We start from the raw sequence: 24432 nt of genomic DNA, 5'->3' as shown, positions 1-24432 counted from the left end.
TCCTCCTTGCACGACCCGGCCCCGCACGGGGCGGGGCCGGGCAGACGGTCTGAGATCACAGCCCATAAGGCTACCACAGCGTCGCGGGGGACGCCACGGTTCCTTACTCCTTCACGAGCACTCGGCCCGTCATCTCCTCGGGACGGTCGATGCCCATCATCGCGAGGATGGTGGGGGCGATGTCGGAGAGGCGGCCGTCCTCGACGCCGGACAGGCTGGCGTCGGGGTCGACGACGATCAGGGGCACGCGGTTGGTGGTGTGGGCCGTGAAGGGCTTGCGCTCGCCGGTGGAGGAGACGTCGTACATGTGGTCGGCGTTTCCGTGGTCGGCGGTGATGAGCGCGAAGCCGCCCTTGGCCAGGATCTCGGGGACGATGCGGGAGAGGCCGTCGTCCACGGCCTCGCAGGCCGCGGTGGCGGCCTGGACGACGCCGGTGTGGCCCACCATGTCGCAGTTGGCGTAGTTGACCACGTAGAGGTCGGCGGCGTCCGCGCGGATGGACCTGGCGAGGCGCTCGGTAACCTCCGGCTCGCTCATCTCGGGCTTGAGGTCGTAGGTGGCGACCTTGGGGCTCGGGACGAGCACGCGGGTCTCCCCCTCCTTGGGCTCCTCCACGCCACCGTTGAGGAAGAACGTCACATGGGCGTACTTCTCGGTCTCGGCGGTGTGGAGCTGCCTGAGGCCGTTGTCGGCGATGACGTCGGCCAGGACGTGGGCCGGCACCGTCTTGGGGAAGGCGACCTCGACGTCGAGCTCGGGGTCGTACTCGGTCATGGTGACGAAGCACGAGAGCTCGGGGGTGGAGCGGCGCTCGAAGCCGTCGAAGGTGGCGTCGGTGAGCGCGCGGGTCATCTCGCGGGCGCGGTCCGGGCGGAAGTTGAAGAAGATGAACGCGTCGCCGTCGTGGGTGCCGAGGGCCGCGCCCTCGACCACCATGGGGTCGGCGAACTCGTCGCCGCGCGGGTCCTTCTCGTAGAACGCGCGCAGGCCCTCGGCGGCGCTGGCCACCTCGACGCCCTCGGCGCCGACGATGGCGTCGTAGGCGCGCTCGACGCGCTCCCAGCGGTTGTCGCGGTCCATGCCCCAGTAACGGCCGGAGACCGTGGCGATCTTGACGTCGGCGCCGGTGGCCTCGGAGACCTTGGCGCAGAAGGCCTGGAGCGACTCCATGAAGCCGGCCCCGGACTGGGGGTCGACGTCGCGGCCGTCGGTGAAGGCGTCGATGCGCACGCGCTGGACGCCGCGCTTGGCGGCCATGGACACGACGGCCTCGGCGTGCTCCATGGAGGAGTGCACGCCGCCGTCGGAGACGAGGCCCATGACGTGCAGCACGGAGCCCCTCTCCTTCACGGCGTCCATGGCGTCGGCGAGCACCGGGTTCTCCTCGATGGAGCCGTCGCGCACCGCGTTGTTGATGCGCGAGAGCTCCTGGAAGACGATGCGGCCGGCGCCGATGTTGAGGTGGCCCACCTCGGAGTTGCCCATCTGGCCGTCGGGCAGCCCCACGTCCTCGCCGGACGCGCCCAGGGTGGTGTGGGGGTAGGTGGCGAGGAGCGACTGGATGTAGGGCAGCTTGGCCTGGCTCACGGCGTTCTCAGGGCCGGTGGGCGCGAGGCCGAAGCCGTCCATGATGACGAGGAGGGCGGGTTTCTTTCCCTTGTTGGAACTCATTACTCAGCAGCCCTCTCGACCATGGCGGCGAAGTCGGCCGCAACGAGCGAGGCGCCGCCCACGAGGGCGCCGTCGACGTCCTCCTCAGCGAGGAAGCCGGCGACGTTGCCGGGCTTGGCGGAGCCGCCGTAGAGCACGCGAATCTGGGAGGCGATGTCGGCGCCGAAGATGTCGACGAGGGCGGCGCGGATGGCGCCGCAGACCTCCTGGGCGTCCTCGGGCGTGGCGGTCTTGCCGGTGCCGATGGCCCAGATGGGCTCGTAGGCCACGACGAGCTGGTCGCCGCTCTCGAGCTCGACGCCGTCGAAGTCGGCGCGGATCTGGCCCACGACGAAGTCGACCTGGTTGCCGGCCTCGCGGACCTCGAGGGACTCGCCGCAGCAGGAGATGGGCACGATGCCCGCGGCCAGCAGCGCCTTGACCTTGAGGTTGATGTCGCCGTCGGTCTCGCCGAAGTAGTCGCGGCGCTCGGAGTGGCCCACGATGCAGTGGGTGCAGCCGACGCTCTTGAGCATGTCGCAGGAGAGCTCGCCGGTGAAGGCGCCGGAGGCCTCCCAGTAGACGTTCTGGGCACCGAGGCCAAAGGGGGCGCGGTCGAACTCGATGACGCCGGAGACGCCCTTGAGGTCGGTGGCCGGCGGGCAGACGACGACCTCGACGCCGTGGGTGTCGTGGCCGAGCTCGTTGGCCAGGTCCTGGGCCAGCTGCACGCCCTCGGTGTAGTTCTTGTTCATCTTCCAGTTGCCCGCGATGAGGCGGGTGCGCGTGTTGTTAGGCATCGAGAAGGGCCTCCACTCCGGGAAGGGCCTTGCCCTCGACGAGCTCCATGGAGGCACCGCCGCCGGTGGAGATCCAGCTCATCTTGTCGGCAAGGTCGAACTTGTTGACAGCCGCGACGGAGTCACCGCCGCCGATGATCGAGGTGCAGTCCTCGTTGGCGGCCACGGCCTCGGCCACGGCCTTGGTGCCGTCGGAGAACTGGTCGAACTCGAAGACGCCCATGGGGCCGTTCCAGAAGACGGTCTTGGCGCCGGCGATGGCGTCGGCGTAGAGCTGGGCGGTCTCGGGACCGATGTCCATGCCCATCATGTCGTCGGGGATGGCGTTGGACTTGACGACGACGCCCACGGCGTCGGGGCCGAAGTGGTCGGCGACCACGTTGTCCACGGGAAGGAGCAGCTTGACGCCGTTCTTCTCGGCCTTCTCCATCATCTCGCGAGCGCGGTCAACCCAGTCGGGCTCCTGCAGGGAGGTGCCCACGGTGTAGCCCTTGGCGAGGAAGAAGGTGTAGGCCATGCCGCCGCCGATGATCAGGGTGTCGACGGAGTCGAGCAGGTGGTCGAGCACGCCGATCTTGGAGGACACCTTGGAGCCGCCGACGATGGCGACGAAGGGGCGCTCGGGGGCCTCGAAGATGTTGGTGAGGGTGTCGACCTCCTTCTCGAGCAGGAAGCCGGCCACGGCGGGCAGCTTGGCGGCGGGGCCGACCACGGAGCCCTGGGCGCGGTGGGCGGTGCCGAAGGCGTCGAGCACGAAGATGTCGCCGAGGGCGGCGAGCCTGTCGGCGATCTCGGGGTCGTTCTTCTTCTCGCGCTTGTCGAAGCGGACGTTCTCGAGCACGACGACCTGGCCGGGCTCCATGGCGGCCACGGCGTCGGCGGCCTCCTGACCGTAGGTGTCGGGCACGAAGGTCACGTCGAGGCCGGTGAGCTCGGCGAGCTTCTCGGCGGCGGGCTTGAGGGAGAGCTCGGGCTCCACGCCGTCGCCCTTGGGGCGGCCGAGGTGGCTCATGAGCACGACCTTTGCGCCATGGTCGACGAGGTACTGGATGGTGGGGATGGCCGCCTTGATGCGGGTGTCGTCGGTGACGACGCCGTCGGCCAGCGGCACGTTGAAGTCGACGCGCATGAGGACGCGCTTGCCGTCGACGTCGACGTCCTTGACGGTCTTCTTGGTGAACGCCATGGGACTCCTCCTTATCGGTTTGCAATGGAAGGGGCGCGGACTGGGCTTCGGGCCTCGTCCGCGCCCCTGGCTGACGCTATGGGCGCCTCACGGCCGCGAGACGCTGGGAAGGTGCCGCTTTAGGCGACGAACTTCTCGAAGTACTTGATGGTGCGGACCATCTGGGAGGTGTAGGAGTTCTCGTTGTCGTACCAAGAGACGACCTGCACGAGGTACTGACCGTCGCCGAGATCCTGGACCATGGTCTGGGTGGCGTCGAAGAGCGAGCCGTAGGTCATGCCCACGATGTCGGTGGAGACGATCTGGTCCTCGTTGTAGCCGAAGGTCTCGGGGTCAGACGCGGCCTTCATGGCGGCGTTGATGGAGTCGACGGTGACCTCCTTGTCGGACTCGACCACGGCAAACAGGAGGGTGGTGGAGCCGGTGGGCACGGGCACGCGCTGGGCGGCACCGATGAGCTTGCCGTTGAGCTCGGGGATCACCAGGCCGATGGCCTTGGCGGCACCGGTGGAGTTGGGGACGATGTTGACGGCGCCGGCGCGGCTGCGGCGCTTGTCGCCCTTGCGCTGGGGGCCGTCGAGAATCATCTGGTCGCCGGTGTAGGCGTGGATGGTGGCCATGATGCCGCTCTTGATGGGGGCGTAGTCGTTCAGGGCCTTGGCCATCGGGGCGAGGCAGTTGGTGGTGCAGGAGGCGGCGGAGATGATGTCGTCGTCCGCGGTCAGGATGTCATGGTTGACGTTGTAGACGATGGTGGGGAGGTCGTTGCCCGCGGGAGCGGAGATGACGACCTTCTTGGCGCCGGCGTCGATGTGGGCCTGGGCCTTGGCCTTGGAGGTGTAGAAGCCGGTGCACTCGAGGACGACGTCGACGTCGAGATCGCCCCACGGCAGGTTGTGGGCGTCGGCCTCCTTGTAGATCTTGATGGTCTTGCCGTCGACGGTAATGGAGTCCTCGCCGGCCTCGACCTTGTGGTCGCGGGCGTAGTTGCCCTGGGTCGAGTCGTACTTGAGCAGGTAGGCCAGCATGTCGGGGCTGGTGAGATCGTTGATCGCGACGATCTCGGAGCCCTCGTGGCCGAACATCTGACGGAAGGCCAGACGGCCGATGCGACCGAAACCGTTAATCGCAACCTTGACTGCCATGCGCTTCTCCTTTCGCGGCCCCTCCCGGACCGAGCCTCTCGGCCGGGTCGAGGGCCATGACTTGAACCACTGCGTGCATAGTAACCCGTTTGGGGCACGCCGGGCCCGAGAACCCACAAATGACTCTGAATCTGCAGTTAGGGCCCATGATTGTCTACGGGCGAGTGGACAACTTTGAATTACGGGCAGGGAGGTAGCAAGAATATTTGTTGTAGTTTATCCATCCTCGCCGGATCGGCCGGCCCCTCCCCCGCCGTCGCGCCACTCGGCGTCGAGGGCCTCGAGCCGGAGCACCCGGTGGTAGAGGGCCGACTTGGAGAGCGGCGGGTAGGCGCGGCGGCCGAGCTCCGCCAGGGGGAGGTCTGGGTACTCGCGGCGGAGATCGCAGAAGGCACGCAGGGCCGGGGGCAGTCCGGAGAGGCCCGGCCCGGCCTCCACGCGGTCTATGAGGGCGAGCTGCTCGGCGGCGGCCCCTGAGGCGCGGCGCGCGTTGGCCATCTCCGCGTTCACGGACCGGTTGACGTCGTTCTTGACGGACTTCATGCGCCGCACGTTGGAGACGGCCCGGGCCGTGCGCGCAGCGCCCACCACGAGGAGGAACCGGACGATGTCGTCGAAGCTCTTGATGTAGATGGCGAACGCGCCGCGGCGGCGGTTGAGCCGGGCCTGGACACCGGCGTCGCGACAGACGGAGACGAGGGCCTCGGCGAGGGCCTCGCCGGTGACGGCCATCTCGAGGTGGAAGTCGCCGCGGGGGTCGGCGATGAAGCCGCCGGCCATGAAGGCGCCGCGGAGGAAGGCCGCGCGCCGCCCCGGCGTGGAGACCACCTGCCCGGGGACGCCCGAGGCGAGCCCGCGGCCGGGGACGAGCACCCCGAGCTCCACGAGGGCGTCCTCGAGGCCGGGCTGGTCGCGCATCTCGATGAGGTAGTTGCGGGTCTTGTGCAGGACGGAGCGGCGCACGGTGAGCTGCGTGTCGAGCTCGAACACCTTGTGGGAGAGGCGGATGACGGTGCGCGCCACGGCCCCCGTCTCGGTGGTCACGCGCACGGCGTAGGCGCCCGAGCCGTAGAAGGAGAGGGTGCCACAGACCCGCACCAGGGCGGAGAGCTCCGAGACATCTGCCTCGGGGCCGCCCTCGACGCGGGAGAGCTCGTCCTTGACCTCGGCGGTGAACGACATGGTCAGCCCCGCTGGGCGCGGTGGAGGTCGCGGTGGGACACCGTGACGCGGTAGCCCTCGGCCTCCAGGTGCGCGGCCGTCGCCTCGGCCAGGGCCACGGAGCGGTGCTGGCCGCCGGAGCACCCGACGCCGATGGAGAGCGAGCTCTTGCCCTCGGCGACATAGCCGGGCATGACGCAGTCGAGCAGCCGCTCCCAGGCCCCCAGGAACCCCTTGGTCTGCGGGTGGTCGAGCACGAAGGAGCGCACCTGCTCGTCCTTGCCCGTAAGCCGGCGCATGGCCGGGTCCCAGTAGGGGTTGGGCAGGAAGCGGACGTCGATCATGAGGTCGGCCTCCTCGGGCATGCCGTACTTGAACCCAAAGGAGAAGACGTGGACCTCCATGAGCTGCTGGTCGGTGAGCTCGGAGAAGAGCCCCTGGAGGCGGCGGCGCAGCTCGATGGGGCGCAGGTTGGAGGTGTCGATGACGTAGTCCGCGCGGTGCAGCACGTCCTCGAGCTGGGCGCGCTCGCGGGCGATGGCGGCGAGGTTGCTCTCCCCCTCCTTGGCGATGGGGTTGCGGCGGCGCGAGAGAGCGTAGCGGCGGCGCAGGACCTCGTCGGAGCTGTCGAGGAAGATGAGGGCCGAGGAGAGCTCGTGGTCGGCAAGCTCGGCGAGGGAGTCCTGGAGCTCGTCGAAGAGCCCCTGGCTGCGGAGGTCGCAGACCACGGCCAGGTGGCGCCCGACGCCGGAGTCGATGCCCACGACGCGGGAGAGCGGCAGCAGCAGCGAGGGCGGCAGGTTGTCGATAACGTAGTAGCCCAGGTCCTCGAACGTGTGCATGGCCTCGGTGCGCCCGGCACCGCTCATGCCCGTGATGACGACGACGTCGGGAACGTCCTCGGTCCTCTCCATGTGAGCTCCTCTCGGCGGGTTCGGGTGCAAGTATGACAGGTGCCGTGCCGGCGCCGGGCCGTCAGGGGACAACGCCCCCGGCACGGAGGGGCGCGCCGTGGTCACCCGTCGGCGGACCCCCTGCCCGCCGCGCGGGCGCGGCCGAGCTCCTCCTCCCACGAGCGGAGGGTCCCGTAGACGTCCGCCGCCACCCGCGCCGGAATGCCGGGGACGGCCTCGATCTCCTCCAGGGCGGCCTTCCGCAGCCCCCTCATGGACCCGAAGGCCTTGAGCAGGGCCCTCTTGCGACCCTCCCCAACCCCGGGGACCTCGTCGAGGACCGAGGCCGTCATGGCCTTGCCGCGGAGCTCGCGGTGGTAGGTGATGGCGAACCGGTGGGCCTCGTCGCGGACGCGCTTGACGAGGTAGAGCGACGGCGAACCGCTGGGGAGCACCACGGGTGCGTCGTCCCACGGCACGAAGAGCTCCTCGTCGGACTTGGCGAGGCCGGCCACCGGGATGTCGAGCCCGAGGGCCTGGAGCTGGCCCATGGCCGCCGTGAGCTGTGGCTTGCCGCCGTCGAGGATGAGGAGGTCCGGCCTGGACCCGAACCTGCCGTCGGCCATGCGCTCCGGCGCGTAGCGGCGCCCCAGGACCTCGGCCATGGACGCGAAGTCGTTGGCCTCCTCCAGGGGCGTGCGCACCTTGAAGCGGCGGTACTGCGACTTGTCGGCCCGGCCGTTGGTGAACACCACCATGGACGCCACCGTGTGGCGGCCGTGGATGGTGGAGATGTCGAAGCACTCGATGCGCAGGGGGGCCTCGGGGAGGGCCAGGGCGCTCTCAAGCTCGAGGAGGGCACGGTTGGCACGGTCGTCCTCGTAACCCGTGCGCATCTTGTGGCGCATGAGGGCGTGGCGGGCGTTGGCAGACGCCATCTCGTGCAGCCGCGCCCGCTCGCCGCGCCGGGGCACGTGGAGGTGCACCCGGTGGCCGCGGCGCTCCCCCAGCCATGACTCGAGGGTCTCGGAGTCGTCCGGCAGCGCGGGCACCTCGATGGCCGGAGGCACCTCGTCGGTGCGCCCGTAGTAGCGCTTGAGGAAGCCCGAGAGCAGCTCCTCCTCGCCGACGTCCATGCCCTTGTCGAGGATGAACTCCGCGCTCCTGACCATGCGGCCCTCGCGCACGACGAACACGCACACGCCAGCGATGGTCTCCTCGCGCCAGAGGCCCACGAGGTCGGCGTCCACAGGGTTGCGGAAGACGACCTTCTGGTCGTTGTCGAGGTGGCCCACGAGGTCGAGCCGACGCTTGTAGCGGCCGGCCTTCTCGAAGTCCAGGTCGCGGGCGGCGGCGTCCATCTCGGCGCGGAGCGCCTCCTTGAGGGCGGTGCGGCGCCCCTCGAGGAACCCCTCCACGGTGCGCACGTTCTCGCGGTACTCCTCGGGCGAGACCGCGCCCGCGCACACGCCGGGGCCGCGGCCCACGTGGTAGTCGAAGCAGGGGCGCCCCGACTCGGCGAGCTCCATGGGCAGGAGGTCGGCCCGCTCCGGGTGGGCGTCGGCGAGGCGCTTGACGCGCTTCCACTCGGCACAGGTTCCGATGCAGAGGGGGCAGAGCTTGCGGACCGTGTCGATGGCCTCCCGGGCGGCGCGGGCGTCGGTGTAGGGGCCGAAATAACGGGTGTGGGGACGATGCCTCTCCCTGGTGTACTTGATGGCCGGGTAGAGGTCGCCCTCGGTGACGGCAATGAAGGGGTAGCTCTTGTCGTCCATGAGGGCGACGTTGTAGGGCGGGTGGTACTGCTGGATCAGGTTGATCTCGAGGACCAGGGCCTCGTGCTCGGAGCCCACCACCAGGTAGTCGAAGGAGGCCACCTGGGGCATCATGAGCGCGATCATGGCGCGCTCGTCGTCGCCGTTCACGTACTGCCGCATGCGGGCGCGCAGGTTCTTGGCCTTTCCCACGTAGAGCACGCGGCCCGAGGCGTCCTTCCACAGGTAGCAGCCCGGGTCCGTAGGGACCCGGGACACCTGCTCGGCGAGGGAGGGGGCGCCGTCGGGAACGGTGCCGTCCTGGGCGGTGCGCGGTCGGTCCAAAGATCCTCCATAACAGGTTGCCCGGTAGAGGGCCCACGGGGGCCCGCGGCTATCATAGGTGCGCACAACCGGTCCCGTGCGCAGCGCGTGGAGGAAAGGTATCACAACATGGAATTGCATGAGATCTCGGCAGCCAGGGTCGAGGAGGCAGCAAAGGAGCACGACCTTCCGCTCCCCGTCGAGCAGACCGAGGACTGGTGCGAGTACGAGTCCACCATCACCGACCGCACCTACTGGGGGTCGGTGGCCTTCGAGCAGGACGGCAGGCCCGTGGCCGTAGCCTCGTTCATGGACTATGAGACCCACGGCTACCACTACCTCCGCGGCCACCACGCCCCCGTATGGCTCGTGCCGCCCACGGCCAACCGGGAGGAGGAGCTTGCCCGGGCCTTGGTGGCCTACGTCAAGAGGCGCGACCCCAAGGTGGCCTTCATCCGCATGGCCGTGGAGCACGAGATTCCCTCGAGCCGTCCGGTGCTCTCCACCAGCCCCTACAACCAGACCGTGGTCATCGACCTCGACCACGGCGACGCCGACGAGATCCTCTCCAAGTTCAAGACCCGCGGCCGCAGGGACGTTCGCAAGTCTCTGCGCGAGTCAAACGAGACCGTGGCCGACGAGACGACCCAGGCCCTGGAGGATTTCGCCCCCTATTACGCGGTGATGGAGGAGACCTGTGCCCGCGACGGCTTCACCCCCTCCCCCGCCAAGGACTACGTGGACATGCTCAAGATCCTGGGCCCCGACCGCGCCCGCCTCACCGCCGGCCGCATCGACGGCGAGCTTGCGTGCTGGGCGCTCAACGTCATTGAGGGTACCCGCGCCACCCGCTACTACGGGGCCTCCCGCATGCTCGAGGGCGTCAAGAACTTCGTGGACGCCGAGGTATTCGAGACCTGCCTCATCCTAGCCGGACTGGGTTGCACCACCTACGACCTCATGGGCATCGGCAACGACTTCTCCCCCAACCTCAAGGGGCTCAACATGTTCAAGACCAAGTTCTCCAAGGACGTGGTGGATGTGGCCCCCGACCGCGACATCCCCGTCAAGGGCCTCTTCTACAAGGCGCTCAAGGGTGCCAAGAGGATCAAGGACCGCTGAGGCACCCAAGGCACGAGACGTGTACGGGCCCGCCCGGAGTCACCGCTCCGAACGGGCCTTTCCCATAGCCCGCGGCCTCAGGGCCCGACGTCCCCGGCGGCCAAAAGAAGAGGGGCCGCACCGGAGAGGGTGCGGCCCCCGCAGGGACGACGCGGAGCACGAGGGTGCGGACCCGTTTAGATGGGCGACCCCGCGCCGTAGAGACGGCTGCCCGCGGTGTTCCAGATGGTTGCCACGCGCACGCCGTCAGGGGGCCAGTTGCAGTCGATCACGGTGTTGCCACCGGCATAGATGCCCACATGGCCCTCCCAGCAGACGATGTCGCCGGGGATGGCGTTGGAGGGCGACTTGAGCCCGGAGGCGGCGGAGACCATGGCGCGCTGGGACGCGGAGCTGTGGGGCAGGCTGATGCCGGCCTGGGCGTAGCACCAGCGGGTGAAGCCGGAGCAGTCGAGACCGGTGGAGGGATTCTCGCCGCCCCAGACATAGTTGACCTTGCCGACCAGGGAGTACGCGGCGCTGAGGATGGTGTTGCGCTGGGCAGAGGTGAGCCCGCCGACAGAGCCGGAGGTGCTTCCGCCGGAAGAGACGGAACCGCCCGAGGTTCCCCCGCCGGAGGTGCCGCCACCGGAGGTGCCGCCACCGGAGTAGTAGCTGCCGGAGTTGGCGGCAGCGGCGGCAGCGGCGGCCGCCGCCTCGCGCTCGGCGGCCTGGCGGGCGGCCTCGGCCTCCTGGGCCAGGGCCTCCTTCACCTGAGAATCGAGGCTGTTGACATAGGAGTCGGCCTCGTCGACCTTGCTCTTGAGGTCGGCCTGCTGGGCCTCCTGCTGGGAGACCAGCTGCTCCTGCTGGGACTTCTGGTCCTCGAGGGTGGCCTTCTCGTTGTCGAGCTCCCCCTTCTTCACGGCGAGATCGGTGCGCAGGCGGTTGGTCTCCTCGATGTTGGAGGCCTGGGTCTCGCTGATCTTGTCAGCGTAGTAGACCCTGGTCACGAAATCGTCAAACGAGTTGGCCTCGAGGACCAGGGAGAGCAGCGACACGCCGCCGGACTTGTAGTTCTCGGAGACGTTCTCGGCAAGGAGCGCCTGGCGTCTGGCCAGCTCGGCCTCCTTGACCTTGATGTCCTCCTGGACCTTGTCGATGTTCTTTTGGGTGTCCGCGATCTGGGACTCGGTCTCGGAGAGCTGCTCGCGGGTGGCGTTGAGCTGGTCGGAGACGGCCTCGGCCTGGGCGTAGTAGTCGTCGCGGGTCGCCTTGGCCTTGTCGAGCTGGGCCTGAAGCTCCGAGGAGGTTTCGGCGACGGCCGGGGACGGCACGGCCACCACGACGGTCAGGGCAAAGGCCGTGGCGGCGATGGCGGCGCAAACGCTACGGGCTCGTTTCATGGAATCGCTCCTTGATATGGATATGGGGCGCCAAGGCGTCCCTCGTCAGGCTGCGTACCCAGTGTCGCATCTTATCATAGGCCTTCAGGGCGCCAAACTGAAGGGTTTTTCAGCTGCGGGAGGCCTCCACATCCCTAGACCCTCGTCCCCTTGCCGAGATGGATGTTGAACTTCCTCACCTGGTTGAACAGCAGAAGGCGCGCGAGCACCCGGTGCTTGAGGGTGTCATCGGGATTGCCGTAGGGATAGCCGGCCTTTCCTTTTCGGAACATCTCGAGGGCGCGAGCCCTGAGCCCGTCGTCGGCGACGTGGTCGGCCACGACCTTCCTGGGAACCACCGTATAGAGGAACGGGTCGAAGGCCTCGCGGTACTCCATGGGGTCGTGGAGCACGAAGTCGCGGACGATGGGCTCGGTGAACTCGACGCCGCCCAAGGTGACGTACCAGCTGTTGCGCCCGGGCCTCGTGTTGACCTCGAAGAAGCGGTAGGAGCCGTCACGCTCGTCGAACTTGATGTCGAAGTTGGCCACGCCGTGATAGCCCACATGAGAGAGGAAGCGCTTGGCATCGGAGATTATCTGTTCCACCCGCTCCCCCATGATGCAGCAGGGGTTGCCGATGAGGATGGGCGAGTGGTCCTGGATGACCACACGGCCGCCGGACACCACGCGGGCCTCGCCATGCCGGTCGGTGAAGACCGTGAGCGAGCGCAGGGCCGAGTCACCTCCAGGCACGAAGTCCTGGAGCACGACCTCCTTGGAGTAGCCGGAACGGGCGAGGGAGCCCATGACCTCGTCGAGACCGCGACGATCGTCGACGGCGTAGACCTTCTCCTTGCCCGGGAACTCGAGCAGGTCGTAGGCCGCCGAGTTGGCCGGCTTGACCACAAGCGGGAACGGCAGGTCGTCAGGCAGGTCGCCCTCAGAGGCAAGGACGGTCCAGGTCTTGGGGTACGGGATGGAGAGCTCCTCGCAGATGCGGTAGAACTCACCCTTGTCGGTGATGCGGTCGAGGAGGGGGAAGTCCGGGTAAGGCACGGCGTAGAACTCGGAGAGCTCCTCGGCGTGCTCAGAGAGGATCCTGGCGTGCCAGTCCGCCGAACCGAGCACGATGCCGAGCTTGCCGGCGGCCTTGAGCCCCTTGCCCAGGGCAAGGAGCTCCTCGAGGAGCCGGCCGGGCTCCCCAAGGTCGGGGACGACGCGGTAGTCGCACAGGCGGCTCGACGAGGTCACCTGGACGTCGACGGCCGATAGGATAACGGGGTCGACCCCCCACCGGCGGTGGAAGGACCTCGCATAGGAGTAGCCGAGAATGTCGCCTCCGATGCACACGGGCTGCAGAAGCTCGGGGACCTGGCTCTCGTCGGTGATGGTGACAGCGGGCATCGTTTCCTCCGTTACATGTTCGATGGGGTCCAGAGGACCTGCTTGACGGCCTCAGCCATGGGTGCCACCGCGTCGATTGGGACCTCGGTGGGCAGGTTGACGATGCCCGCGGTCACCCGGTCGCAGACCGGCAGGGTCCCGACCGCGGGGAGACCGTAGGCTCCGGGGTCGACGACACCGGGGTAGAGTGACGGACGGTACCAGTCCTCAGCGAGGTAACCCAGCTCCCTGACCCTGCGGATCACCTCGCGCGACGTCTCGGTGGAGGGTGCGACCACACTGAAGCGCAGGAGGGGCTGGACGGGGTCGGAGCCCTGGGCCGCCGGGTACGGTACCGAGCCGCCAAAGGCCTCGATGAACGCCGAGACCACCTCCCGGCGCGATCCCATGTTCTGCGGGGCCCGCTTGAGCTCGTTGTTCACCTGGGCACAGATCCATCGATCGGGCGCCATGGGGCCGTGAAGAAGCCCCCCGGCCATCTCCTTGTCGGCCACGGCCGGTTCGAGGAGCCTAGCCGCCACCAGGCTGCGCCGCAGGAAAACGGCGGCCTTGCGGGGCAGGCGGTTGAGGACACGGTTCTCGTTGAGGTAAAGGCGCGCGGCCCTGGCCACGCCTCCGCACACTGGCTCGAGGGCGGCGAGGCGCTCGCGGGCGATGGAGAGGGCCTGGGGCCGGCGACCACGGGGGTTGATCCAGACGGCACCCCCGAACGAGGTGCGCAGCATCTTCTCGGCACCGAACGAGTGGACCGAGACGTCGGCAACGGGACGACCCTGGTCGGTGAGGGCCATGCGAGTGGCGCAATGGGCGCTGTCCTCGAGCACGAGGGCCCCGACCCCGTGGGCCCTCTCGACCAACTCGCGCGAAGAGGCGTCGTCGATGATGCCGAAGGAGTGCTGGAGCACGACGGCCCCGACACCCTCCCCGAGGGGCAGCACGGCCGGGTCGAGGGACACCGTGTCGGCATCGATGTCGCCGTACACCGGGACGAGCCCGGCCACGAGGATGGGGTCCACGGCGGTGCAACAGGTGAAAGGCTGCGTGACGACCGAGCGCACCGAAGGGTCCGACGCGGCCAGGGCCTCGAAGACCACTTCCATGGCGTAGCGGGCCTTGTACACAAGGTACCAATCCTCGGGACTCGTGCGTGTGGCCTCGGCAAGGCCGTGGGTGAGGCGTACGGCCTCGTCTTCCATAGGAACCTCCATCGGACGGCAGTCGGGGCGATTCTACCCCGCCCCTATGAAGACCCTGTACCCGGTGCACCGCTCTCCCCGGGCGACCGGGATGGGCGGGCGCAGGACGACCTGACGACCCCAAACCGCAAGGAGACGACGGCTTCGCACCAAAATGAAAGGCAGTCGGTCTCGGGGACCGACCGCCTCCAGATTGTTCCCCAAGACCGTGGCGGGCGGTTGCGGTCTTGGGAAATGGCCGTCTCGGGGGCGTTGGGCTACGACCCGTTCACCGCGTCCACGTACCAGCTCGTGATGGACGTGGGGTGGGTGATGGCGGTGCCCACGACCACACACCAGGCGCCGGCCTCGACGGCGTCGGCGGCGTCCTGCGGGCAGTGGACGCTCCCCTCGCAGACCACGGGGCGGCCCGGGAACTCGGCCACCGCCTGGCGGATGAGGTCGAGGTCGGGGCCCTGGCCGGCCGCCTGGTCGATGGCGGCGCCGGGGTGCGAGAGCGTGGTGGAGCAGAGGTCGCACCCGGCGGCGAAGCCACGGCGCACGTCCTCGATGGAGGAGCAGTCCGCCATCACGAGGACCTCCTCCTTCTTGAGCTCGGCGACGGTCTCCTCGAAGGTGCGGCCGTCGGGGCGCGGGCGGTCGGTGGCGTCGAGGGCCACGATGTCGGCGCCGGCCATGGCGCAGGCCCGGGCGTGGCGCAGGGTGGGCGTGATGAAGACGCCGTCGTGGCCCTCCTTCCAGAGGCCGATGACCGGGACCTCCACACGCCCCTTGATGGCGGAGATGTCGGAGAGGCCCTGGCAGCGGATGGCGCAGGCGCCGCCAAGCTCGCAGGCCCGAGAGATCTGGGCCATGGTCTCGGGGTGGCGCATGGGCTCGCCGGGGTAGGCCTGGACCGAGGCGACGAGGCCGCCGCGGAGCGAGTCGATGAGGTTTTGGGCTGTCATCGCACGATTGCCTTTCTCCCGCCGCAGGCGGGGGTCGCGGCTAGGAGAGGTCGCCATAGCCGTCCTTCACGAAGTGCTCGGCCGCGCCGATGAGCGGCGCGTCGTCGCCGAGGAGGCCCCGCTCGACGGGGAGGTCGCGGACCGGGGCCATGGCGCGGTCGGCATAGCCGGAGGCGAGGGCGTCGTGCCAGACGGGGCCGCACTGGACCACGGAGCCCGACAGGATGATTGCCTCGGGGTCGATGAGGTTGGCGGACGAGGCGAGGACGCCGCCCAGGGCGCGGCCGCTACGGGTCTCGGCCGCCACGGCGGCCTCGTCGCCCTCCTCGGCGGCCCGGGAGATGTAGGCGCCCCCCACGGGGTTGCCCTCCGGGTCGGTGTCGGCGCCGGAGAGGCGCACGTACTCCCCCACGATGGCCGGGCCGGCGGCCACTGACTCGAGGTGCCCCACGGCGCCGCAGGTGCACTCGATGCCGGCGGCCTCCTCGCAGGCCATGTGGCCCACGTTGCCGGCCATGTCGTGGGCCCCCAGGGACAGGACGCCCCCGTCCACGATGGCGCCGGAGATGCCGGTACCCACGGCCACCACGAGCACGGACTCGTAGCCGCGGCCGCCGCCCCAGCGGGCCTCGCCGAGGGCGTGGGCGTGGACGTCGTTCAGGACCCTGCAGGGCAGGCCGCAGGCCTCCTCGACGGCCGTGCCGAGCGGGGTGCCCGACCAGCCGGGCATCATCTCGTTGGCGTAGGTGATGTCGCCCGTGCGCGGGTCGACGACGCCGCCGGTGGAGATGCCGACCCCTGCCACGGGACGCGGCGAGCGGGCGACGGCGCCCTCGACGGCCGCGATCACGTCGGCCAGCACGGCCTTCCCCCCGCGCAGCGGGTTGGTCGGGACGCGCTCGACCGACTCGACGACCGGCACCCCCTCCCCCGTGAAGGTCACGAGGCCGCATGCGATCTTGGTACCGCCGATGTCGACGGCGACGACGGTGGTCGGCTCCATGGTCTCTCCCCTCTCTGCGGGCTAGAGCAGGTCGCAGGTGGCCAGGACCTGACGGATGGCCTCGACGTTCTCGCCCTCGAGCTCGGCGACGGGCTCGGGCATGCGGTTGCTGGAGAAGACGCCCATCTCGCGCAGGGCCGTCTTGAACGCGCCCACGCCGGCGCCGTAGCCGCCCACGCCCGTGGTCACCTGGGTGATCAGCATGAGGTCGGCGAGGTAGTCCTGCAGCTCGCGCACGCGGGCCCAGTCGCCGGCCTCGGCGGCACGCCACATCTCCACATAGGGCTCGGGGGCGATGTTGGCGAGGCCGGGCACGGAGCCGTCGGCGCCGCCGAGGTAGGCGCCGTCGACCACGACCTCGTGGCCGGTCAGCAGCGTCAGCGGGTGGCCGATGCGGTCGTTCTCGCGGATGAGGAAGCGGAAGGAGACGTCGTCGCCCGAGGAGTCCTTGACGCCGGCGAGGGTGCCCTCGGCGCCGAGCTCGGCGAGCAGGCGCCAGTCGAGCTTCGTCTGCACGCAGACGGGGATGTCGTAGGCGAACAGCGGCACGTCGACGGCCTCGTGGATGGCGCGGAAGTGCCGGGCCACCACGCCGGGGCCCGGGATGGCGTAGAACGGGGCCGTGGCCACGATGGCGTCGACGCCGAGCTCGGCCATGGAGCGGGCGTGGGCGATGACGGCGTCGGTCTGCATGTCGATGCAGCCGGCGATCACGGGCACGCGGCCGTTGTTGATGCGCATGCCCTCGCGCACCACCTCGAGGCGCGTCTCCTCGTCGAAGAAGGCGACCTGCCCCGACGAGCCCAGGAAGAAGAGGCCGTCGATGCCGGCGTCGATCATGCGGTTGAGGTGCCGCTCGAAGGCCTCGTGGTCGATGGAGCCGTCGTCGAGCTGGGGGACGACGACGGGGGGGACGACGCCGCGGATCTTGAAGTCTGAGCTCATGGGAAACAGGGGTCCTTTCATGGTCTGGCTGTCTATGGAAGGGCCCGGCGGTGCGCCGGGCCCTCGGTGCCTATCGGCCTGCCTCAGGAAGCTTTCCCAAGATTGGGGTGGAGCAACGAGGGGGCCGCGCCGAGCAGGAGCTTGGTGTAGGGGTCCTGGGGGTGCTCGAAGATCTGCTTGGCGGGGCCGTGCTCCACCACGGTGCCGCCGTTCATGACGCAGATCTCGTCGGAGATGTAGCGCACGGTCTGGATGTCGTGGCTGATGAACACCATGGCCAGGCCGAGCTGCTCCTTGAGGTCGGTGAGCAGGTTGAGGATCTGGGCGCGCACGGAGACGTCCAGGGCGCTCGTGGGCTCGTCGGCGATGATGCAGTCGGGGCCGATGGACAGGGCGCGGGCGATGGCCACGCGCTGGCGCTGACCGCCGGAGAGCTGGCCGGGCAGGGCGTCGAGGGCGCTCGAAGGCAGGCCGACGAGGCCGATGAGCTCCTGGATGCGCTCCTCGCGCTCCTCGGGGGTGCCCACCTTGTGCACGAGCATCGGGTCGAGGAGCTGGTCGTGGACGCTCATGCGGGCGTTGAGGGCCGTGGCGGGGTCCTGGAAGACCACGGAGAGCACGGAGCCGATGTGCTTGCGGTCCTCCGCGGTGCGCTTGGTCACGTCCTTGCCCTTGAAGAAGACCTTGCCCGAGGTGGGCGGCTGAAGGCCGCACATGACGTTGGCCGTGGTGGACTTGCCACAGCCGGACTCGCCCACGATGCCCAGGGTCTTGCCGGGCATGACGCGCATGGTGACGCCCTTGACGGCTTGCACGAGGTTGGGGTGGAGCAGGGAGCCGGTGCGGGTCTTGAAGGTGACCTTCACATCATCGAGGAAGATGATGGGCGTGACGCCGTCGACGGTGCCGTCGTTCACGGCGGGGTTCTGGGTCTCGCTCATGGCTTTATGCATCTCCCTTCGGGGTGCTGGGGGTGTTGACGACGGAGGTCAGGCCGGCGGCCGCGAGGTCCTTGTCGGGGAGCTCGGCCACGTAGTGCTCGGTGCCGGGGATCTTCTTGAGGACCGGGCGGACGTCGAGGCCCACCGTGGGGTGGCTCGAGCGCGGCGCGAAGCGGTCGCCGTCGTTGAAGTCCTTGGGGCTCGGGACCACGCCGGGCACCTGGTGGAGCCTGCCGGAGCCGCCCTCGATGGAGAGCACGGCGCCGAGGAGGCCGCGGGTGTACTCGTGGGTGGGGTGCATGAGCAGCTCGATGGTGGGCGCCTGCTCCACGACCTGGCCGGCGTACATGACGGTGATGTAGTTGGCCACCTCGGCCACGAGGGCGAGGTCGTGGGACACGAAGATCATGGCGAAGCCGAGCTTGGCCTGCAGGTCGTTGAGGAGCTTGATGACCTGCTTCTGGACGGTGACGTCGAGGGCCGTGGTGGGCTCGTCGGCGATGATCACCTTGGGGTCGCGGGTGAGGGCCATGGCGATGAGGACGCGCTGGCGCTGGCCGCCGGAGAGCTCGTGGGGGTAGCTCTCGAGGGTGCGGGCCGGGTCGAGGCCCACGAGCTCGAGGAGCTCCTCGGCGGAGCGGGTGCCGCCGCGGTCCGTGAGCTGCTTCATCTGGTTCTTGATGAGCATGGACGGGTTGAGGGCGGAGAGGGCGTCCTGGTAGATCATGGCGATGTCGTGGCCGCGGAGGGCGTTGCGCTCGGCGTCATCCATCTCGAGCAGGTTCTTGCCCTGGTAGAGGATCTCGCCGGAGATCTGGGCGCGGGAGTCGATGAGGCCCATGATCGTGAGGGCGGTGATGGACTTGCCGCAGCCGGACTCGCCCACGAGGCCCATGGTCTGGCCGGGGCGCACGGCGTAGTTCACGTGGTCGACCACGTTGACGTCGCCGTGGCGCGGGAACTTGATGCAGAGGTCCTTGACCTCGAGCACCGGCTGCACGTCGTAGTCGGGCTTGTGGCGGTCGTCGCGCCTGGCCTCGACGGCGGCGAGGGCCGTGAGGGACCTGTCGAGGGAGGCGGCCTGCTGCTTGTAGGCCTCGACCGGGTCGAACAGGAGGCGGTCCTGCTTGCGGGCGTGCTTGCCGTCGTCCTCGATGGGGGCGTTGGGCGCCGCCACCATGGCGTCGGTGATGCCCTCGGAGAAGATGTTGAGGCAGAGGACCGTGGTCATGATGGCCAGGCCGGGGAAGAGCGCCTGCCACCAGCGGCCGGCCAGGACGCCGGAGCGGGCGTCGGACAGGATGTTGCCCCAGGTGGGCGTGGGCTCCTGGATGCCGGCGGAGATGAAGGACAGCGAGGCCTCGAGGATGATGGCGTCGGCCACGAGCACGATGACGTACACGAGGATGGGCGCGATGCAGTTGCGCATGACGTGCTTGACGAGGATCCAAGGGGCCTTTGCGCCCGAGACCACGACGGCGCGGACGTAGTCCTCACCGTACTCGGCCACCACGTTGGCGCGGACGATACGGGTCACCTGCGGGATGTAGATGAAGCCGATGGCCAGCACGATGGAGGGTACCGAGTTGCCGAAGACCGACACGAAGACGGCGGCCAGGGCGATGCCGGGGAAGCTCATCACCACGTCCATGATGCGCATGATGACCTCGGAGATCCACTTGCGGCTCACGGCGGCCACGGAGCCGATGATGCAGCCGCCCACGAGGGCGAGGAGGGTGGCGCCGAAGCCGATGGCCAGGGAGTAGCGGGCGCCGAACATCATGCGGGAGAGGATGTCGCGGCCCTTCTCGTCGGTGCCGAAGAGGAACTCGCCGTTGGGGGCCTGGCGGGACTTGAAGATCTCGAAGGGGCTGTGGGGCGCCAGGAAGTTGGCGCAGATAGCCACGAGGGCCACGAGGACGAGCACCACGATGGAGATGCGGGAGCCGATGCTCATGGCGTGCCAGCGGCGGGAGATGCCGCTGCGGCGCTTGACGGTCTCAGCCACGTTACACGCTCCTGATTCGGGGGTTGATAAGGATATAGAGCATGTCCACCACGATGTTGATCACGATGAACGCGAGGGCAACCACGAGGGTGACGCCCTGGACGAGCGTGGGGTAGTTGGACGTGACGCCGTCGAGGATGGCCATGCCCATGCCGGGGAGGTTGAAGATGACCTCGATGACCACGGCGCCGCCCATGAGGTAGCCGATGCGCAGGCCGAGAACGGTGACCGGCGTGATCATGGCGTTGCGGAGCACGTTCTTGACGATGACCTCGCTGCGGGGGACACCGGCGCCCACGGCGGTGCGCACGTAGTCACGGTCGAGCTCCTCGGCCATGGAGGTACGGATGACGCGGGTGAGCTGGCCGGCGAGGGGCACCGAGAGGGCCAAAGCGGGCAGGATCATGCGCATCCACCAGCCGCCGGTGAGGAACGCCGGCAGGGCGCCGGAGGCCGGGAAGATCTTGAGGTTGAAGGAGAACACCAGGATCAGCAGGACGGCGAGCCAGAAGGACGGCGTGGCGATGCAGGCGATCGACAGTATTCGGATGACCTGGTCTGGCCACTTGTCCCGGTACACGGCGGCAACCACACCGAGGATGAACGCGACGATGACGCCGATGATGAGGCCGAGGAAGGTGAGCTGCATGGTCACCGGGAAGGCCTTCATCACGCGGTCGGCCACGGAGGCGCTGTTGACGCCGTACTCGCCGAGGCTGCCCTGGAACATGCCCCCGAGGAAGTCTCCGTACTGCACGATCCACGGCTGGTCGAGGCCGTGCTTCTCGCGGTACATCTGGACGGCCTCCTGGGTGGCGCCCTCGCCGAGGGCACCGTAGGCCGGGTCAATCGGGGAGAACGACATGACGAAGAACACCAGGAAGGTGACGCCCAGGACCATGATGGGCAGGGCGATGAGCCTTCGTCCTATCAACCGGATGAGGTTGTTCACGTTGCGTCTCTCCTTTCACAATAGAAACGGGTTGCCTATGTGCACAAATGGGGCGCGGGAAGGCGATGGTGCGGTGCCTCCCCGCGCCCGTCCCGGATCGCTCCGGGGTTGGAACCTTGAAGGAACTTACTTGGCCTTGCAGCCCACGAGGTCGATGCCCGTGCAGCCGATGGCCTGGAAGCCGTCGATCTTGTCGGCCCAGACGCCGGTGGGGGTGACGCGGTGGAACAGCGGGTACAGGGGCACCTGCTCGGCCAGGAGGTCGAAGCACTGGTTCCAGGTGTCCTGCTGGGCGTCGCCGGTCTCGGTGACGGCCTTGGCCATGAGGGTCTGGAGCTCGGTGCACTTCTCCATGCCCTGCCAGCCGTAGCGGGACTGGGTCCAGATGCCGTCGCCGTAGAACCAGCTCATGAGCAGGTCGGGGTCGTTGCCGAAGACCGAGGGGTCGCCGGAGGCGAGCACCACGTCGTAGGGGCACACGCCGGAGGCGTCGGGCGTGGCCTGGTTGGCGTAGAGGTCGGAGCTCTTCTGGGAGTTGAGCTCGACCTCGAGGCCGGCGGCGATGAGGTCCTGCTGGATCGAGGCGGCGATCTCCTTGATCCAGGCGGTGTCGGTGGTCTGGAGGGTCAGCTTGGTGCCGGTGGCGCCGGCCTCCTCGAGGAGGCTCTTGGCCTTGTCGACGTCGTAGGTGTAGACCGTGGAGGCCTTGTGGTAGCCGGGGAAGTTCTCGGGCAGGTAGCAGGTGGCCGGCTGGGCGAGGCCGTCGAGGGCGTTCTCGATGATCTTCTCGACGTCGACGGCGTAGAAGAAGGCCTGGCGCACGCGAACGTCGTCGAACGGCTTCTTCTTGAGGTTGAACATGAAGAAGGGCAGGTTGAAGCCCTGGACCTTGTCGACGGTGATGCCCTGGCCCTCGAAGTTGGCGATCTGTTCGGCGGGGACGGCCTCGCAGACCATGGTGGTGCCCTCGGTCATGGCCGTGACGCGCGGGTCGTTGTCGACGAGGACGGTGAACTCCACCGGGTTGCTGGCCGGCTTGGGACCGTTGTAGTTCTCGTTGACGGAGAGCTTGATGGACTGCTCGTTGGACTCGTCGTACTTCCAGGGGCCGGTGCCCACGGGGAGCTTGGTGAGCTCGTCCTTGGACATGGAGGCCGGGCAGATCTTGATGATGCAGAGGCGCTTCTTCATGATCTCGGGGTCGAAGGCGTTCTTGAGCTTGAAGGTGACGCCGGTGTCACCGTCGGCCTCGACGGCGTCGATGAAGGTGAGCATGGGCTCGTAGATGTTGCCCTTGTACTCCTCGTCGATGCCCGCGGCGCGCTGCCAGGACTTGATGACGTCGTCGGGGGTGACGGCGGTGCCGTCGGAGAACTTGGCGCCCTCGCGGAACTGCACCTTGTACTCGGTGTCGGAGACCTTCTCGATGTCCTCGGAGGCGGCCAGGGCGGCGAAGGCCTCCATCTTGGCGTAGTCGAACTCGAAGAAGCCCTCGGCCACGCACCAGTTGGCGGCCATGCCGGTGGCGCTGGAGGTGGACAGCGGGTCGAGGTTGCCCTGGTTCTGGTAGGCGAGGCCCGCGGTCAGGGTGGCGTCGGCGCCGCCGGAGCCGGAGCCGGACGACGCGTCGTCGCCACCGCCGCCGCAGCCGGCGAGGCCGAGGCCCGCGGCGACCGCGGCGGTGCCGCCGAGGCCGAGGAAGGTGCGACGCGACATGCCCTTGTCAAACATTGCGTATCTCCTGTCTTCTCTGGCGGTATCCCGCCCTTTTTAAGCCGGTTTTCATGATAGGTCGGCTGCGATTCCGCGCTCTTACAGCTGATATTATTGTCGGCGAACGGCCCCTCACGACCGGGAAGGCCCTGCCAAGCCATAGGCGGAATAAAACATGCCTACTCGCCCACGGGGACATGCCGGGCGCAGGAAAACGCATCGTATTGTCCGTTGGGAGGCTGTCCCCCGCTTTTGCGGTGAAATCTATCTACCGATGTAGATGCATAAGAAGTACGACCTGTCAATGCCGATTCCGGGACCGGGGGGGCCATGCTCGCCGACCTTCATACGCACACAAGTCGATCCGACGGCACCTGCGACGCCGCCGCCATGGCTGCCGCGGCGCGGGCAGCGGGCGTAGACGTCCTGGCCGTGACCGACCACCTCACGCTGCCGGCGGCCATGGACCCCGCATGCGGGTGCTCCGTGGCCGAGGCAGACCTCCCCACCCTCGCGGTCGAGGTCGCCGCGGCGGCGGAGGGTTCCCCGGTGGAGGTGCTCCTGGGCTTCGAGTGCGACTGGTACCCGGGGTGCGAGGGGAACGTGGCGCGCTGGTCCCGCGGCGCGGCGCTGCTCCTGGGCTCGGTGCACTGGATAGGCCCCCAGGAGGGCGGCGCGTGGATCGACGACCCGGACGACCTGCACATCTGGGAGGAACTGGGGCCCGACGAGGTCTGGCGCCGCTACGCGGCCGCCTGGTGCGCCGCGTGCGAGAGCCCGGCGGGGTTCGACGTCATGGCCCACCCGGACCTGCCGTTCCGGTTTTCGAACGAGGGGCTAGCCCCCACCATGGACCTCTCGGCGACCTTCTCGGCCATGGCCGAGTGCGCCCACGACACCGGGCGGCGCGTCGAGGTCTCCACGGCGGGCCTGCGCAAGGGCGTGGGCGCGTTCTACCCGTGCGGGGCGCTGCTGGACGCGTTCGTGCGCGCCGGGGTGCCGATGACCTTTGGCAGCGACGCCCACCGGGCCGAGGACGTGGCCTGGGGCCTCGAACGGGCCCACGCCTACGCCTGGTGGCACGGTGTGCGGGCCCAGGAGGTGCCGGGGAGGGACGGTTGGCGGAGCGTCCCGCTGTAGGGCCCCAGGGGCGCCATGGGGTGACAGCCCGCCACAACGGCAGGGACGCCCCCCCCCCCGCGCGACGGCTATTTGAAGCGCGCCGCCAGCTCCCCCGCCAGCTCCTCGAGCGAGACGCCCTGGCGCTCCAGGCAGACCATGAGGTGGTAGACGAGGTCGGCCGCCTCGTAGCGGACGTGGTCGTGGTCGCCGTCCTTGGACGCCAGCGCCACCTCCACCGCCTCCTCGCACACCTTCTTGAGCACGCGGTCCTCGGGCCCCTTGAGCAGACGCACGGTGTAGGAGGCCTCGGGGTCGGCGTCCCAGCGCCCCGCGATGGTGGCGGCGAGCTCCTCGAGCACGGGCCCGACGGGCCTCGGCTCCACGTTGGCGGTCCTCTCCCCCATGGCTAGGCCTCCTCGAAGTCGACGGCGGCCGTGGGCGAGAGCTGCCGGAAGAAGCAGGAGCGGTTGCCGGTGTGGCAGGCGGGGCCGGGCGAGTCCACCTCCACGAGGAGGGTGTCGCCGTCGCAGTCCACCAGGATGCGCCGCACGGTCTGCACGTTGCCGCTCGTGGCCCCCTTGTTCCAGAGCTCCCGGCGGGAGCGCGACCAGAACCACGTGGTCCCCGTCTCGCGGGTGAGCTCGAGGGAGCGCTCGTTCATCCACGCCACCATGAGCACCTCTCCGGTGCCGGCCTGCTGCACGACGGCGGGCACGAGCCCGTCCCCGTCGAGGCGCACGGTGGCCTCGTCTATCTCCACGACGCCGTCGGCGTCACCCTGGGCACGGTCCATGGGTCT

The 24432-nt window shown here is 68.8% G+C and carries 21 protein-coding genes; 2 read left to right on the top strand and 19 right to left on the bottom strand.

What is annotated here, in order from left to right; translation table 11 throughout:
• Window positions 1–103: 103 nt before the first annotated feature.
• From gpmI to uvrC, 7 genes are all read right to left on the bottom strand, one after another.
• Window positions 104–1672 (bottom strand): 2,3-bisphosphoglycerate-independent phosphoglycerate mutase, encoded by a 1569-nt coding sequence (gene gpmI, locus OR600_RS04165; RefSeq protein WP_265590718.1) that lies wholly within the window; start codon window positions 1670–1672, stop codon window positions 104–106.
• A complete protein-coding gene (gene tpiA / locus OR600_RS04160) occupies window positions 1672–2451 on the bottom strand; it encodes a triose-phosphate isomerase (protein ID WP_135977618.1) in 780 nt (259 codons plus the stop codon). Before tpiA ends, gpmI begins: the two co-directional genes overlap by 1 nt.
• Window positions 2444–3637, bottom strand: a complete 1194-nt coding sequence (locus OR600_RS04155) for a phosphoglycerate kinase (protein ID WP_251173610.1) — start codon at window positions 3635–3637, stop codon at window positions 2444–2446. Before OR600_RS04155 ends, tpiA begins: the two co-directional genes overlap by 8 nt.
• A gap of 119 nt (window positions 3638–3756) precedes the next feature.
• Window positions 3757–4782 carry a type I glyceraldehyde-3-phosphate dehydrogenase gene (gene gap, locus OR600_RS04150; RefSeq protein ID WP_135977620.1) on the bottom strand — a complete coding sequence of 342 codons (1026 nt, stop codon included), beginning with the start codon at window positions 4780–4782 and terminating at the stop codon, window positions 3757–3759.
• 216 nt (window positions 4783–4998) lie between these two features.
• The gene (gene whiA / locus OR600_RS04145) at window positions 4999–5964 is read right to left on the bottom strand and encodes a DNA-binding protein WhiA (RefSeq protein ID WP_135977621.1); all 966 of its coding nucleotides are present in this window, start codon (window positions 5962–5964) and stop codon (window positions 4999–5001) included.
• Window positions 5965–5966: 2 nt separating this feature from the next.
• Window positions 5967–6857, bottom strand: coding sequence for an RNase adapter RapZ (gene rapZ / locus OR600_RS04140; RefSeq protein WP_135977622.1), 891 nt, complete (start codon window positions 6855–6857; stop codon window positions 5967–5969).
• Between the two features lie 101 nt (window positions 6858–6958).
• Window positions 6959–8935, bottom strand: a complete 1977-nt coding sequence (gene uvrC / locus OR600_RS04135; RefSeq protein ID WP_265590717.1) for an excinuclease ABC subunit UvrC — start codon at window positions 8933–8935, stop codon at window positions 6959–6961.
• A gap of 108 nt (window positions 8936–9043) precedes the next feature.
• On the opposite strand from uvrC, the gene OR600_RS04130 reads away from it, so the two are divergent.
• On the top strand, window positions 9044–10036 hold the full coding sequence (locus tag OR600_RS04130; protein WP_135977624.1) for a lipid II:glycine glycyltransferase FemX: 993 nt from the start codon (window positions 9044–9046) through the stop codon (window positions 10034–10036).
• Window positions 10037–10212: 176 nt separating this feature from the next.
• Here OR600_RS04130 and OR600_RS04125 read toward each other — a convergent pair whose 3' ends face one another.
• From OR600_RS04125 to OR600_RS04080, 10 genes are all read right to left on the bottom strand, one after another.
• Window positions 10213–11421 (bottom strand): C40 family peptidase, encoded by a 1209-nt coding sequence (locus OR600_RS04125; protein ID WP_265590716.1) that lies wholly within the window; start codon window positions 11419–11421, stop codon window positions 10213–10215.
• Between the two features lie 134 nt (window positions 11422–11555).
• On the bottom strand, window positions 11556–12806 hold the full coding sequence (locus OR600_RS04120) for a carboxylate--amine ligase (RefSeq protein WP_135977626.1): 1251 nt from the start codon (window positions 12804–12806) through the stop codon (window positions 11556–11558).
• An 11-nt stretch (window positions 12807–12817) separates the two neighbouring features.
• Window positions 12818–14002 (bottom strand): DegT/DnrJ/EryC1/StrS family aminotransferase, encoded by a 1185-nt coding sequence (locus OR600_RS04115; RefSeq protein ID WP_265590715.1) that lies wholly within the window; start codon window positions 14000–14002, stop codon window positions 12818–12820.
• Window positions 14003–14259: 257 nt separating this feature from the next.
• On the bottom strand, window positions 14260–14949 hold the full coding sequence (locus OR600_RS04110) for an N-acetylmannosamine-6-phosphate 2-epimerase (protein ID WP_135977628.1): 690 nt from the start codon (window positions 14947–14949) through the stop codon (window positions 14260–14262).
• 40 nt (window positions 14950–14989) lie between these two features.
• Window positions 14990–15952, bottom strand: a complete 963-nt coding sequence (locus OR600_RS04105) for an ROK family protein (RefSeq protein ID WP_265590714.1) — start codon at window positions 15950–15952, stop codon at window positions 14990–14992.
• A 21-nt stretch (window positions 15953–15973) separates the two neighbouring features.
• Window positions 15974–16897 (bottom strand): dihydrodipicolinate synthase family protein, encoded by a 924-nt coding sequence (locus OR600_RS04100; RefSeq protein WP_135977630.1) that lies wholly within the window; start codon window positions 16895–16897, stop codon window positions 15974–15976.
• Window positions 16898–16980: 83 nt separating this feature from the next.
• Window positions 16981–17838, bottom strand: a complete 858-nt coding sequence (locus tag OR600_RS04095; protein ID WP_135977631.1) for an ABC transporter ATP-binding protein — start codon at window positions 17836–17838, stop codon at window positions 16981–16983.
• A 4-nt stretch (window positions 17839–17842) separates the two neighbouring features.
• The gene (locus OR600_RS04090; RefSeq protein ID WP_251173622.1) at window positions 17843–19795 is read right to left on the bottom strand and encodes a dipeptide/oligopeptide/nickel ABC transporter permease/ATP-binding protein; all 1953 of its coding nucleotides are present in this window, start codon (window positions 19793–19795) and stop codon (window positions 17843–17845) included.
• Window positions 19796–19847: 52 nt separating this feature from the next.
• Window positions 19848–20798, bottom strand: a complete 951-nt coding sequence (locus OR600_RS04085) for an ABC transporter permease (RefSeq protein WP_135977632.1) — start codon at window positions 20796–20798, stop codon at window positions 19848–19850.
• A gap of 126 nt (window positions 20799–20924) precedes the next feature.
• On the bottom strand, window positions 20925–22529 hold the full coding sequence (locus tag OR600_RS04080) for an ABC transporter substrate-binding protein (RefSeq protein WP_265590713.1): 1605 nt from the start codon (window positions 22527–22529) through the stop codon (window positions 20925–20927).
• 312 nt (window positions 22530–22841) lie between these two features.
• Here OR600_RS04080 and OR600_RS04075 point away from each other — a divergent pair, with 312 nt between their 5' ends.
• The gene (locus tag OR600_RS04075; RefSeq protein ID WP_265590712.1) at window positions 22842–23651 is read left to right on the top strand and encodes a PHP domain-containing protein; all 810 of its coding nucleotides are present in this window, start codon (window positions 22842–22844) and stop codon (window positions 23649–23651) included.
• 68 nt (window positions 23652–23719) lie between these two features.
• Here the strand turns inward: OR600_RS04075 and hisE are convergent, their stop codons facing one another.
• A complete protein-coding gene (gene hisE / locus OR600_RS04070) occupies window positions 23720–24037 on the bottom strand; it encodes a phosphoribosyl-ATP diphosphatase (protein WP_135977635.1) in 318 nt (105 codons plus the stop codon).
• Between the two features lie 2 nt (window positions 24038–24039).
• Window positions 24040–24426, bottom strand: a complete 387-nt coding sequence (gene hisI, locus OR600_RS04065; RefSeq protein ID WP_204406597.1) for a phosphoribosyl-AMP cyclohydrolase — start codon at window positions 24424–24426, stop codon at window positions 24040–24042.
• Between the last annotated feature and the right edge of the window lie 6 nt (window positions 24427–24432).

Source organism: Granulimonas faecalis (genome assembly GCF_022834715.1).
Classification (GTDB): Bacteria; Actinomycetota; Coriobacteriia; order Coriobacteriales; family Atopobiaceae; genus Granulimonas; species Granulimonas faecalis.
Note: the sequence above shows the minus strand (reverse complement) of the source record. Positions and strands in the feature narration are given on the sequence as shown.

What these genes read in the sequence shown, in the direction of transcription:
- rapZ (WP_135977622.1), bottom strand. Translation starts at nt 6,857, where the DNA reads ATGGAGAGGACCGAGGACGTTCCCGACGTCGTCGTCATCACGGGCATG.
- hisE (WP_135977635.1), bottom strand. Translation starts at nt 24,037, where the DNA reads ATGGGGGAGAGGACCGCCAACGTGGAGCCGAGGCCCGTCGGGCCCGTG.
- OR600_RS04100 (WP_135977630.1), bottom strand. Translation starts at nt 16,897, where the DNA reads ATGAGCTCAGACTTCAAGATCCGCGGCGTCGTCCCCCCCGTCGTCGTC.
- hisI (WP_204406597.1), bottom strand. Translation starts at nt 24,426, where the DNA reads ATGGACCGTGCCCAGGGTGACGCCGACGGCGTCGTGGAGATAGACGAG.
- gap (WP_135977620.1), bottom strand. Translation starts at nt 4,782, where the DNA reads ATGGCAGTCAAGGTTGCGATTAACGGTTTCGGTCGCATCGGCCGTCTG.
- gpmI (WP_265590718.1), bottom strand. Translation starts at nt 1,672, where the DNA reads ATGAGTTCCAACAAGGGAAAGAAACCCGCCCTCCTCGTCATCATGGAC.
- whiA (WP_135977621.1), bottom strand. Translation starts at nt 5,964, where the DNA reads ATGTCGTTCACCGCCGAGGTCAAGGACGAGCTCTCCCGCGTCGAGGGC.
- OR600_RS04110 (WP_135977628.1), bottom strand. Translation starts at nt 14,949, where the DNA reads ATGACAGCCCAAAACCTCATCGACTCGCTCCGCGGCGGCCTCGTCGCC.
- tpiA (WP_135977618.1), bottom strand. Translation starts at nt 2,451, where the DNA reads ATGCCTAACAACACGCGCACCCGCCTCATCGCGGGCAACTGGAAGATG.
- OR600_RS04095 (WP_135977631.1), bottom strand. Translation starts at nt 17,838, where the DNA reads ATGAGCGAGACCCAGAACCCCGCCGTGAACGACGGCACCGTCGACGGC.
- OR600_RS04120 (WP_135977626.1), bottom strand. Translation starts at nt 12,806, where the DNA reads ATGCCCGCTGTCACCATCACCGACGAGAGCCAGGTCCCCGAGCTTCTG.
- OR600_RS04105 (WP_265590714.1), bottom strand. Translation starts at nt 15,952, where the DNA reads ATGGAGCCGACCACCGTCGTCGCCGTCGACATCGGCGGTACCAAGATC.
- OR600_RS04080 (WP_265590713.1), bottom strand. Translation starts at nt 22,529, where the DNA reads ATGTTTGACAAGGGCATGTCGCGTCGCACCTTCCTCGGCCTCGGCGGC.
- OR600_RS04075 (WP_265590712.1), top strand. Translation starts at nt 22,842, where the DNA reads ATGCTCGCCGACCTTCATACGCACACAAGTCGATCCGACGGCACCTGC.
- OR600_RS04115 (WP_265590715.1), bottom strand. Translation starts at nt 14,002, where the DNA reads ATGGAAGACGAGGCCGTACGCCTCACCCACGGCCTTGCCGAGGCCACA.
- OR600_RS04090 (WP_251173622.1), bottom strand. Translation starts at nt 19,795, where the DNA reads ATGAGCATCGGCTCCCGCATCTCCATCGTGGTGCTCGTCCTCGTGGCC.
- OR600_RS04155 (WP_251173610.1), bottom strand. Translation starts at nt 3,637, where the DNA reads ATGGCGTTCACCAAGAAGACCGTCAAGGACGTCGACGTCGACGGCAAG.
- OR600_RS04125 (WP_265590716.1), bottom strand. Translation starts at nt 11,421, where the DNA reads ATGAAACGAGCCCGTAGCGTTTGCGCCGCCATCGCCGCCACGGCCTTT.
- OR600_RS04130 (WP_135977624.1), top strand. Translation starts at nt 9,044, where the DNA reads ATGGAATTGCATGAGATCTCGGCAGCCAGGGTCGAGGAGGCAGCAAAG.